We start from the raw sequence: 11,542 nt of genomic DNA, 5'->3' as shown, positions 1-11,542 counted from the left end.
CCGCGAGCCTGGCGGTCGCTGCCCTCGTACCGTGCCTGACGGCGGGGCGCGTCGGCATTGTCGGGACGTCCCGCCTGCCGCCACGCGCACATATGCGCCAAGGGGCATGCGTCGCAGCGCGGCGCACGGGCTGTGCAGACGAGCGCGCCGAGTTCCATGGCGGCCGCGTTCACGACGGCGGCATCCGGCACGTCGTCGGGGAGGATCGCGGTCATCTGCGCGAGGTCCAGGCGGCCCGGGGATGCCGGATGCGCCCGGCCGCCCACGGCGCGGGCCAGCACGCGGCGCGTGTTCGTGTCGACGACCGGATGGCGGTCGCCGTATGCGAAGACGGCGACCGCGCGGGCGGTGTAGTCGCCGATGCCGGTGAGGGCGAGGAGGGCGTCCACGTCCCGCGGGACGACCCCGTCGTGCCGGTCGCGGATCTCCACGGCCGCCTGGTGCAGCCACAGCGCGCGGCGGGGATAGCCGAGTGTCGCCCACTGGCGCACGGCCTCGGCGGGCACGTCGTCCGCGAGCGCCGTCGGTGTGGGCCAGCGCGTCAGCCAGGCGTCGAGTTGCGGGATGACGCGGGTCACCGGGGTCTGCTGCAGCATGAACTCGCTGACCAGGACGCCCCAGCCGCCGTACCGCGCGTGGAAGTCCGGCCGGCGCCAGGGGAGGTCGCGCGCGTGACGCCGGTACCACTCGATGAGCGGGGCGGCCAGTTCGGGCATCCGTCCAGCCTAGGCTGGACGCATGCGCCTGCCATCCACTCCCGTCACCGAGCTGCAGCGCGCGCTGCGTGACGAGGTGCGCGCCCAGTTCCCCGCCGGCCGCGTGGTCGTCGCGGTGGACGGCGACGACACCGCCGCGTTCGCGGATGGACTCGCCGAGGTGTTCCGGGAGTCAGGCGTCGCGGTCTTCCGTGCGCGGATCGCCAACTTCCAGCTTCCGCGCGCCGAGCGGGCAGGCGCGACCGGGGCCGCCCGGTACAACACCGCGACGCTCGCCCGTGTGCTCATCGACCCGTTCCGGGACGCCGCGCACACCTCGGCGACCACCGGCTTCCAGCTCGCCGCGTTCGACGCCGAGCGCGACATGCCGGTCGGCTCGCGCTGGGTGACCGGCCCCGCCAGCGCCACCCTCGTCATCGACGGGCCGGACCTGTTCGACGATCGACTGGTGCGGCTGTGGGACTGGCGCATCCGCCTCGTGACGGGCGAGTCGGTCGGGATCTCGCAGACCCCGGATGCCGTCGTCGATGTGACCGATCCGGCCGAGCCGAAGCAGGTGGGCTGATGGGGCCGTCCGGCATCCTTCTCGTCGACAAGCCGGGAGGGATGACGAGCCACGACGTCGTCGCCCGCGCCCGTCGCGCGCTGAACACCAAGAAGATCGGCCACGCCGGCACCCTCGACCCGATGGCGACCGGGCTGCTGATCCTCGGCGTCGGGCCCGCGACGCGCCTGCTCACCTATCTCGTCGGGCTCGGCAAGACGTACGAGGCGACCATCCGGCTGGGCGTCGCGACCGACTCGGACGACGCCGACGGCGAGATCACCGCGACGACGGATGCGTCCCACGTCACCGACGCGCAGGTCGACTCCGGCATCGCCCGGCTCACCGGCCCCATCAGCCAGGTGCCGAGCACCGTGTCGGCCATCAAGGTCGACGGGCGCCGCGCGTACGACCTGGCCCGCGCGGGGGAGGACGTGCAGCTCAAGGCGCGAGACGTCGTGATCTCGCGGTTCGAGGTGCGCGCCCGCCGGCCGGGCGACGGCGTGATCGACCTCGACGTGGTCGTGGACTGCTCCAGCGGCACCTACATCCGAGCCCTCGCCCGTGACCTCGGCGCCGGGCTCGGCGTCGGCGGGCACCTGACGGCCCTGCGCCGCACCCGCATCGGCCCGTTCGCCGTGACGGCTGCCCAGGCGGTGCCCGAGCGGGATGCCGCCGACGCATCCGCCCTCGGATCCCACCTGCTGCCGGCGGCGGAGGTCGCCGCATCCGTGCTCGGCGCCGTGCACGTCACCGCCGCGCAGACCCGCGATCTGCGGCACGGCAAGCGCATCGAGCTGCCGGACGCCCCCGGCCGTGCCGCGGCGATCGCGCCCGACGGCGCGCTCATCGGCGTGATCGAGCGGCGCGGGACCACCGTGAAGAGCGTCATGAACATGCCCGAGGAGCCGACCGCATGATCCTGTGGTTCGCCTACGTCCAGGTCGCCGTCGCCGCGCTCGGCGGTCTGCTGTGCGTGATCCTCGGACTCGCCGGTCGGCGCCCGAGCGACCTCACCGTCGGGGCGCTGGCCCTGCTCGAGCTGCTGCTGATCGCGCAGATCGTCATCGGCATCGTCGCCCCGCTCACCGGCAATCCGCCGACGGGGAGCCTTCTGGAGTACTGGGTCTACGCGGTCTCCGTCATCCTGCTCCCGCCCGCCGCGGTGTTCTGGGCGCTCATCGAGCGCAGTCGGTGGAGCACCGTGATCATGGGCATCGCCGCGCTCGCGGCCGCCGTGATGGTGTGGCGCATGGAGGTCATCTGGACCATCCAGGGAGCCTGAGACAGCACGACTAGAATCGGTGGAATCATGTCTTCCACTCGCCGCCGGATGACCGGCATCGGTCGCGTCCTGGTCGTCGTCTACGCGATTCTCGCGCTGGGCGCGTCGGGGCGCTCGTTCGTGCAGATCGTGGAGCGCTTCGATCAGGCGCCCCTGGCCTTCACGCTCTCCGCCGTCTCGGCGGTCGTGTACATCCTGGCGACCTTCGCCCTCGTGTTCGCCGGATCGCGCGTCTGGTACCGCATCGCGTGGGTCACGATCAGCTTCGAGCTGCTGGGCGTCCTCGCCGTCGGCACGCTGAGCCTCATCGAGCCCACGTGGTTCCCCGAGGCGACGGTCTGGTCGTTCTACGGCATCGGCTACGTGTTCGTGCCCCTCGTCCTGCCGTTCTTCGGCATCTGGTGGCTCATCACGCATCCGCCGATCGCCGCGGGCAGGGACACCGCACGCGAAGCCGTCGCGACCGGTCGATGATCGTCTTCGACGCCCCCGAGGCGGTGCCGGCCGACTTCGGGCCGTCGGTCGTCGCAGTGGGCAAGTTCGACGGCGTGCACGCGGGTCACCGGGCCCTGCTGCAGCGCGCCCGCCGGGATGCCGAACGGCTCGGCGCCCGCGTCGTCGCCGTGACGTTCGACCGCAACCCGCTGCGCACCGTGCGCCCGGAGATCTGCCCGGACGACGTCGTCGGTCCCAGCCAGAAGCTCGATCTGCTCGCCGAGGCCGGAGTCGACGCCTGCCTGCTGCTGCGCTTCGACGCGCAGCGCGCCGCGCAGACGGCGGAGGACTTCATCTCCGAGGTGCTCGTGCAGGCGCTCGACGCCCGCGTCGTGCTGGTGGGACGCGACTTCCGGTTCGGCAATCGCGGTGCCGGCGATGTCGCCATGCTCGAGGCGGCCGGGGCGCGCGACGGCTTCGTCGTGGATGTCGTCGGCGATGTCCATCCGGATGCCGCCGAGCGCCGCGTCTCGTCCACCTGGGTGCGCGAACTCATCTCGGCCGGCGACGTCGCGGGGGCTGCCACCCTGCTCGGGCGGTCGCCCTCCGTGCGCGGCGAGGTCGTGCACGGCCTGAAGCGCGGTCGCGAACTCGGGTATCCGACCGCGAACGTCGGCGGCGCGGTCGAAGGCCTGATCCCGGCGGACGGCGTGTACGCCGGCTGGCTCGTCGACGGGGGAGAGCGGCATCCGGCGGCGATCAGCGTCGGCACCAACCCGACGTTCGACGACGTGCACCACCGGCAGGTGGAGGCGTACGTGCTCGACCGCGACGACCTCGACCTCTACGACCACCGGGTCGACGTCGAGTTCACCCAGCGCATCCGCGGCATGGTCGCGTTCGAGGGCATCGAGCCGCTGCTGGCGCAGATGGCCGACGACGTGCGCCAGGCCCGCGGCATCCTCTGCTGAGCCCTTCGACTCTTCGTTGACAGGGGTTCGCGGCGGCTCTAGACTTACTGTAATCGATTACAGTCGGCGGAAGGGCGGCGATGGCGACCATTCAGGACGTCGCGGCGGCAGCCGGCGTCTCGACGGCGAGCGTCTCGCGGCATCTGGCGGGTCAGCCCGTGCGGACCGCAGACGCCATCGCCCGCGCCATCGACGAACTCGGCTACCAGCCGAACATCTCGGCCCGCAACCTCCGCACCGGCCGCCACGCCGCGATCGGCGTGATCGTGCCGGATGTCACGAACCCGTTCTTCGCTGCCCTCATCAAGGGGGTGCAGCAGGAAGCGCGCGCAGCCGGCGTGCAGATCCTGCTCGGCAACAGCGATGAGGACCCGGCGCAGGAGAACGCGCTGATCGGCGAGCTGTCGCAGCGCACCGACGGCATCATCATCGCGCCGCTCGTCGAGGAGGGGCGCTCCGCCACGGACGTCGCACGTCTCCGGATGCCCGTCGTGTTCGTGGACCGCGAATCGCGGGAGCGCAGGGAGGTCGACCGTGTGATGGTCGACAACCTCGGGGGCACCCGGCTCGCCGTCGAGCACCTCGCGGCGCTCGGCCACACGCGCATCGCCTTCATCGGCGGCCCGCTGACCTCCACGCCGGGCCGCCAGCGTCACGCCGGCTTCCTCGACACGATGCGCGAGCACGACCTGATGGTCGACGAGCGGCTGGTCGTCATCGCCGATTTCCGTGAGTCCGGCGGTCACGATGCGATGCACGCGCTCTGGCGGGAGCAGAGCCGCCCCACCGCGGTGTTCGCCGCCAACAACGTCATGACCCTCGGTGCGCTGCGGGCTCTGGACGAGGTCGGTGCGCGGGTGCCCGACGACATCTCGGTCGTCGGATTCGACGATCTGTCGTTCGCGACGCTGCTGCGCCCTCCGTTGACCGTGGTGCGGCGACCGGAGGTCGAACAGGGCGCGGCCGCGGCGCGGCTGCTGCTGGACCGTGTCGATGGAGACACCGGATCCCCGCCGGTCTCCGTCACGCTCGCGGTCGAGCTCGTCGTGCGCGGATCGACCGGCGTCGCCCGACCGGACGACGGGATCGACCGTGGCTGACACCACCGGATTGAGACATCATGAAGTTCACGAGCCCGGGCTCGATGAAGAGGAAAGAGGAACGATGACCTCCACCGATCTCGCCGTCGCGCGCGACCGCGTGCGCGACCTCGTCGGCGGCGAACCGAACGATCTGACTCTGCGCGGATTTCTGCACGGTCTGCCGGGGGTCGACGCCGTCGGTCTCTCGCAGCGCGCGGACGGCCTCGGCACCCGCTCGATCAAGACGACCTCGAAGGCGTGGGCGCTCGACCGGATCATCTCGCTCATCGACCTGACCACTCTCGAGGGTGCGGACACCCCCGGCAAGGTGCGCTCCCTCGTCTCCAAGGCGGTGCATCCGGATGCCTCCGACCCGACGTGCCCGCAGGTGGCCGCGGTCTGCGTGTACGGCGACATGGTGCCGTACGCCGTCGAGGCGCTCGGCGCCCGGCACGGCGACCCGGATCACGGACTCGTGTCGGTCGCCGCGGTGGCGACGGCGTTCCCGTCGGGCCGGGCATCCCTCGCGGTGAAGCTCGCCGACACCGCCGACGCCGTCGCTGCGGGCGCGGACGAGATCGACATGGTCATCGACCGGGGAGCCTTCCTCGCCGGCGACTACGGGCGGGTGTTCGACGAGATCGTGCAGGTCAAGCAGGCGTGTGCGCGACCGGACGGCACGTCGGCGTCCCTCAAGGTCATCCTCGAGACGGGCGAGCTGAACACGTACGACAACGTGAAGCGCGCGTCGTGGCTCGCGATCCTGGCCGGCGGGGACTTCATCAAGACCTCCACCGGAAAGGTGTCGCCGGCGGCGACGCTGCCGGTGACGCTGCTGATGCTCGAGGTGGTGCGCGACTGGCATCGCCTCACCGGCGAGAAGATCGGCGTGAAGCCCGCGGGCGGCATCCGCACCGCGAAGGATGCCATCAAGTATCTCGTCACCGTCGCCGAGACGGTGGGCGAGCAGTGGCTGCAGCCGCACCTGTTCCGCTACGGCGCATCGAGCCTGCTCAACGACGTGCTGCGGCAGCGGCAGAAGCTGGCATCCGGCCACTACACCGGCACCGACTACGTGACGATCGACTGAGGACCGAAGAATGAGTTTCCTGGAATATGCACCTGCTCCCGAGTCGCGGTCGATCCTGAACGTGCGCGACGAGTACGGGTTGTTCATCGACGGCGAGTTCCGCCCGGGGACCGGCGGCACCTTCGCCACGATCTCGCCGGCCGACGAGTCGCACATCGCGACCATCGCGCACGCGTCGGACGAGGATGTGGACGCCGCGGTGCAGGCCGCGCGTCGCGCTCACGACAAGGTGTGGTCGAAGATGTCCGGCCGCGACCGCGGCAAGTACCTGTTCCGCATCGCGCGGCTCGTCCAGGAGCGCGCCCGCGAGCTCGCCGTCGCGGAGAGCCTCGACAACGGCAAGCCGATCAAGGAGTCCCGCGACGTCGACGTGCCGCTGGTCGCCGCCTGGTTCTTCTACTACGCGGGCTGGGCGGACAAGCTGGACTACGCGGGCCTGGGTGCGAACCCGAAGGCGCTCGGGGTCGCGGGCCAGGTCATCCCGTGGAACTTCCCGCTGCTGATGCTCGCGTGGAAGCTCGCCCCGGCGCTCGCCGCCGGCAACACGATCGTGCTGAAGCCCGCGGAGACGACGCCGCTGACGGCGCTCATCTTCGCGGAGATCCTGCAGCAGGCGGACCTCCCCGCCGGTGTCGTGAACATCGTCACCGGCGCGGGTGCGACCGGCGCCGCGGTCGTCGCGCACCCCGACGTCGACAAGGTCGCCTTCACCGGCTCCACCGCCGTCGGTCGTGCCATCGCCCGGCAGATCGCCGGGACGCACAAGAAGGTCACGCTCGAACTCGGCGGCAAGGCGGCGAACATCGTGTTCGACGACGCCCCGATCGACCAGGCCGTCGAGGGCATCGTGAACGGCATCTTCTTCAACCAGGGGCACGTGTGCTGTGCGGGCAGCCGCCTGCTGGTGCAGGAGTCCATCCACGACGAGGTCATCGACCGGCTGAAGACCCGCCTGTCCACCCTGCGGCTGGGCGACCCGCTCGACAAGAACACCGACATCGGTGCGATCAACTCGGCCGAGCAGCTGGCCCGCATCCGGGAGCTCTCCGCGGTCGGCGAGCAGGAGGGCGCCGATCGGTGGACCGCCGAGTGCGCCATCCCCGACAAGGGCTTCTGGTTCGCGCCGACGATCTTCACGAACGTGCAGACCTCGAGCCGCATCGCCCGCGAGGAGATCTTCGGCCCCGTGCTGTCGGTGCTCACCTTCCGCACGCCGGACGAGGCGATCGCGAAGGCGAACAACACGCCCTACGGCCTGTCCGCGGGGATCTGGAGCGACAAGGGCTCCCGCATCCTCGCCGTCGCCGATCGCCTCCGGGCGGGCGTCGTCTGGGCGAACACGTTCAACCGTTTCGACCCGTCGAGCCCGTTCGGCGGCTACAAGGAGTCCGGCTACGGCCGGGAGGGCGGCCGTCAGGGCCTCCTCGCCTACCTGAAGGGAGCAGGCGCATGAGTCCCCGTTCGTTGAGCGAGCGAAGCGAGACGAAACGCAGAGACGAATCGAAGGGAGCAGGCGCATGAGTCCCCGTTCGTTGAGCGAGCGAAGCGAGACGAAACGCAGAGACGAGACGAAGGGAGCAGGCGAATGAGCAAGCGGCTGACCGTTCCGAAGACCTACAAACTGTTCATCGGGGGAGCGTTCCCGCGCTCCGAGTCCGGACGCGTCTACCCCGTCGAAGGGCCGAAGGGCGCGTTCCTCGCGAACGCCGCGAAGGCGTCCCGCAAGGATGCCCGGGATGCCGTCGAGAAGGCCCGCGCGGCCGTCAAAGGGTGGTCGGGCGCGACCGCGTACAACCGCGGCCAGGTGCTCTACCGGGTCGCCGAGGTGCTCGAGGGTCGCCGCGGTCAGTTCGTCGACGAGATCGTCGCGCAGACCGGGGTCAGTGCCGCGGTCGCCGGCGCCGAGGTCGACGAGGCGATCGACCGCTGGGTCTGGTACGCCGGATGGTGCGACAAGTTCGTGCAGGTCACCGGCGCCCTGAACCCCGTTGCGGGTCCCTACTTCGACATCTCCGTTCCGGAGCCCACCGGCGTCGTCGCCGTGGTCGCCCCGCAGGAGTCGCCGCTGCTCGGTGTGGTGTCGGCGATCGCACCGGCTCTTGTCGCCGGCAACACCGTCGTGGTGATCGCCTCCGAGCGGCATCCGCTGTCCGCGGTCAGCTTCGCCGAGGTGCTCGCCACCAGTGACGTGCCGGGCGGCGTGGTGAACGTGCTCACCGGTTCCGCGGCGGAGGTCGCGCCGTGGCTCGCCTCCCACCCCGACGTGAACGCGTTCGACCTCGTGGGCGCCGGTCACATCGACTGGGTGGACCTGCAGATCAAGGCGGCCGAGACGCTCATGCGCGTGCTGCCGCCGGAGCAGGGTGCGGATGCCGCCGCCCCCAGCCTCGAGCGCATCACCGCGTTCACCGAGGTCAAGACGGTGTGGCATCCGAAGAGTCTGATCTGACCTGCTCGCCGTCGCTCCCGCTCTCGGGAGCGGCGGCGCGGGGCGGGTTGCGGATGCCGATCAGCGAGCAGACGGCGCCCACCGCGAACATGGCCGCGGTCACCAGCGCTGTGCGGTGCAGGCCGGCGAGCGTGATCGCGCCGCCGGCGATGACTCCCAGCATCGCAACGGTCAGCAGGCCCGCGATCCGGGCGACCGCGTTGTTCACCGCCGAGGCGATGCCCGAGCGCGAGGGATCGATCGAGCCGAGGATCGCCGATGTGAGCGGGGCGACGGTGATCGACAGGCCGAGGCCGAACACCACGATCGACGGCAGCACCTGCAGCCAGTAGTCGAGGTGGTCGGACACCGTGAGCAGCAGCAGCATCCCGAGCGTCATGACCAGCGGGCCGACGGTCATGAACGCACGCGGGCCGAACCGGCCGGACAGGGCCCCGATCCGCGAGCTGAGCAGGATCATGATGATCGTCGCGGGAAGAGCCGAGAGCCCCGCGAGGGTCGCCGGCCATCGGGCGCCCTGCTGCAGGTAGACCGTGAGCACCAATCCCGAGATGCCCAGGGCGCCGTAGATGAATGCCGTCGCGACGTTGCCGGTCCAGAAGTTGCGCACCCGGAACAGATCGAGGGGCATCAGGGGGCTGCGCGCGGTCGCCTGCCGCACGAGGAAGCCGACGAGCGCCGCGACGCCGAGGGTGGCAGACCCCCAGATCACCGGGTCGGCCCAGCCCAGGCGATCCTGCTCGATGAGTGCGAACACGGTGCCGCCGAGCCCGACGGTGCACAGCACGGCGCCCGCCCAGTCCACCGTGGCATCCTCGTTGCGGACATCGGGTCGGTGCAGCACGGCCAGCAGCCACAGGGTGACGGCGATCGGCAGCACGTTGATGAGGAAGACGAACCGCCACGACAGCATGTCGACGAACGCGCCGCCGAGCACCGGGCCGACGAGCATCGCGGCCGTGGTCGCGGACGTCCAGATGCCGATGGCGCGCGCCTGTGCGGGACCGCGGAACGTCGAGGTGATCAGGGCCAGCGAGCTCGGCACCAGCAGCGCCCCGGCGATGCCCTGCACCCCTCGCGCGACGATGAGGAAGAGCGGGTCGGGGGCGGCGGCGATCGCGATCGACGCCAGACCGAAGCCCGCCAAGCCGATGCGCAGGATGAGGATGCGTCCGAAGAGGTCGCTGAGGGACCCCGCGACGAGGATCAGCGCGCCGAGCGTGACGAGGTAGGCGTCGACGATCCACTGCTGCGTGGTCAGCCCGCCGCCCAGCTCGCGCTGCATCGCCGGCAGCGCCACGTTCACGACGGTGCCGTCGAGGAACGCGACGAAGGATGCCAGGATCGCGATCCACAGCACCAGCCGCTCGGCCCGAGTCATCGACACGACGCCACCCTAGCCCCGACCTGCGACATCGGGGTCCGGTCTGCGCCAACCCGAGGCGAGAGGAGGCTGGGAATACCCCTAGGGGGTATCATGTTGGAGTGACGATGGAAGGGAGTGACATGACCACCGCATCCGCACACGACCACCACGAGGCCACCCTCGACATCGAGGGCATGACCTGCGCGAGCTGCGTCGCGCGCGTCGAGAAGCGGCTGCAGGCCGTGCCCGGCGTCACCGCGGCCGTGAACCTCGCCACGGAGTCCGCCAAGGTGAGCTTCCCGCACGACGTGCCCACCGACCGGCTGGTGCAGGCGGTCCGCGAGGCGGGATACGACGCGCGCGTCCGCACCGTTCCGGGAGCGGCCGCCGCAGAAGCGCATCACGACCGGCACGCCGGCGCCGGGGACGACGCCACCCACACCGGTGGCGCACACGACCACAGCGAGCCGCTGCGCACCCGTCTGACCGTCAGCGCGATCCTGGCGGTGCCGGTCGTCGCGCTCGGCATGATCCCGGCGCTGCAGTTCCCCGGCTGGCAGTGGGTGTCGTTCGTGCTCGCGACCCCGATCGTGCTGTGGGGAGGCCGGCCGTTCCACCGCGCCACGCTCGCCAACGCGCGGCACGGCGCGATGACGATGGACACGCTGATCACGCTCGGCACCGGGGCGGCCTACCTGTGGAGCGTGTGGGCGCTGCTGTTCGGCACGGCGGGGCGGATCGGCATGGGACACGAGGGCGGGCTGTTCGCACCCGACGCCGACCCGACGTCGATGGTCTACTTCGAGGTGGCCTCTGCCGTCACCGTGTTCCTGCTGCTCGGCCGCGTCATCGAGCAGCGCTCCAAGCGTCGGGCCGGCAGTGCGCTGCGCGCCCTGATGGAGCTCGGCGCCAAGGACGTGGAGCTCGCCGACGGTCGCCGCGTGCCGATCGACGCCCTGCACGTCGACGACGAGTTCGTGGTGCGCCCCGGCGAGAAGATCGCGACCGACGGCGTGGTCACGGGCGGCGGGGCATCCGTCGACCTCGGCATGCTGACCGGTGAATCCGTGCCGGTCGACGTCGCGCCGGGCGCTGCGGTCATCGGCGGCACGATCGCCGTGGACGGCCGGCTGAGCGTGCGGGCCACGAGCGTCGGCGCCGAGACGCGCCTGGCGCGCATGGCCCGGCTGGTCGAGGACGCGCAGGCCGGCAAGAGCCGCGTGCAGCGGCTCGCCGACCGCATCTCCGCGGTGTTCGTGCCGATCGTCATCGCGCTCGCCGTGCTCACGTTCGTCGGCTGGGTCGTCGCCGGGCAGCCGATCGCGGCCGGGTTCACCGCGGCCGTCGCCGTGCTCATCGTCGCGTGCCCGTGCGCGCTGGGACTCGCGACGCCGATCGCGATCCTCGTCGGCACCGGCCGCGGCGCGCAGCTCGGCATCCTCATCACCGGCCCCGAGGCGCTCGAGCAGGCGGACCGCATCGACACGGTCGTGCTCGACAAGACCGGCACGGTCACCACCGGGGAGATGACCCTCACCGACGTCGCGACGGTCGCCGGCACCGGCCGGGACGAGGCGCTCGCCGTGGTCGGCGCGCTCGAGGCC

At 71.2% G+C, this 11,542-nt stretch carries 12 protein-coding genes; 10 read left to right on the top strand and 2 right to left on the bottom strand.

Translation table 11 applies throughout. The annotated features are described in order from the left end of the window. Positions 1 to 716: A/G-specific adenine glycosylase (locus tag VJR25_RS02670; RefSeq protein ID WP_324112250.1), on the bottom strand; the 716-nt coding region annotated here is incomplete at its 3' end. Between the two features lie 22 nt (positions 717 to 738). Between VJR25_RS02670 and VJR25_RS02665 the strand changes: the two genes are divergently transcribed. From VJR25_RS02665 to VJR25_RS02625, 9 genes are all read left to right on the top strand, one after another. Beyond that, positions 739 to 1,281: a uridine kinase gene (locus VJR25_RS02665; RefSeq protein ID WP_324112248.1), complete on the top strand. Its 543-nt coding sequence runs from the start codon at positions 739 to 741 to the stop codon at positions 1,279 to 1,281. Then, positions 1,281 to 2,180: a tRNA pseudouridine(55) synthase TruB gene (gene truB, locus VJR25_RS02660; RefSeq protein ID WP_324112246.1), complete on the top strand. Its 900-nt coding sequence runs from the start codon at positions 1,281 to 1,283 to the stop codon at positions 2,178 to 2,180. The genes VJR25_RS02665 and truB overlap by 1 nt, the downstream gene beginning before the upstream one ends. Further along, positions 2,177 to 2,545 (top strand): hypothetical protein, encoded by a 369-nt coding sequence (locus VJR25_RS02655; protein WP_324112244.1) that lies wholly within the window; start codon positions 2,177 to 2,179, stop codon positions 2,543 to 2,545. Before truB ends, VJR25_RS02655 begins: the two co-directional genes overlap by 4 nt. 27 nt (positions 2,546 to 2,572) lie before the next feature. Next, positions 2,573 to 3,019 carry a hypothetical protein gene (locus VJR25_RS02650; RefSeq protein WP_324112242.1) on the top strand — a complete coding sequence of 149 codons (447 nt, stop codon included), beginning with the start codon at positions 2,573 to 2,575 and terminating at the stop codon, positions 3,017 to 3,019. Then, positions 3,016 to 3,951 (top strand): bifunctional riboflavin kinase/FAD synthetase, encoded by a 936-nt coding sequence (locus tag VJR25_RS02645; RefSeq protein WP_324112240.1) that lies wholly within the window; start codon positions 3,016 to 3,018, stop codon positions 3,949 to 3,951. Before VJR25_RS02650 ends, VJR25_RS02645 begins: the two co-directional genes overlap by 4 nt. Positions 3,952 to 4,031: 80 nt before the next feature. Continuing rightward, positions 4,032 to 5,051, top strand: coding sequence for a LacI family DNA-binding transcriptional regulator (locus VJR25_RS02640; RefSeq protein ID WP_324112238.1), 1,020 nt, complete (start codon positions 4,032 to 4,034; stop codon positions 5,049 to 5,051). Positions 5,052 to 5,115: 64 nt separating this feature from the next. Beyond that, a complete protein-coding gene (gene deoC / locus VJR25_RS02635) occupies positions 5,116 to 6,123 on the top strand; it encodes a deoxyribose-phosphate aldolase (RefSeq protein WP_324112235.1) in 1,008 nt (335 codons plus the stop codon). A 10-nt stretch (positions 6,124 to 6,133) separates the two neighbouring features. Then, the gene (locus VJR25_RS02630; protein WP_324112233.1) at positions 6,134 to 7,576 is read left to right on the top strand and encodes an aldehyde dehydrogenase family protein; all 1,443 of its coding nucleotides are present in this window, start codon (positions 6,134 to 6,136) and stop codon (positions 7,574 to 7,576) included. Positions 7,577 to 7,708: 132 nt separating this feature from the next. Continuing rightward, positions 7,709 to 8,572 carry an aldehyde dehydrogenase family protein gene (locus VJR25_RS02625; RefSeq protein WP_324112231.1) on the top strand — a complete coding sequence of 288 codons (864 nt, stop codon included), beginning with the start codon at positions 7,709 to 7,711 and terminating at the stop codon, positions 8,570 to 8,572. Here the strand turns inward: VJR25_RS02625 and VJR25_RS02620 are convergent. After that, positions 8,538 to 9,953, bottom strand: a complete 1,416-nt coding sequence (locus VJR25_RS02620; RefSeq protein ID WP_324112252.1) for an MFS transporter — start codon at positions 9,951 to 9,953, stop codon at positions 8,538 to 8,540. The genes VJR25_RS02625 and VJR25_RS02620 overlap by 35 nt on opposite strands. Before the next feature lie 125 nt (positions 9,954 to 10,078). Between VJR25_RS02620 and VJR25_RS02615 the strand changes: the two genes are divergently transcribed. Beyond that, the coding region (locus VJR25_RS02615; RefSeq protein ID WP_324112229.1) for a heavy metal translocating P-type ATPase at positions 10,079 to 11,542 on the top strand (1,464 nt) is incomplete at its 3' end.

Source organism: Microbacterium sp. (genome assembly GCF_035277845.1).
In the GTDB taxonomy this organism is placed as follows: Bacteria; Actinomycetota; Actinomycetes; order Actinomycetales; family Microbacteriaceae; genus Microbacterium.
The sequence above is the reverse complement of the archived record's forward strand: the minus strand, read 5'-3'. Positions and strand labels throughout refer to the sequence as shown.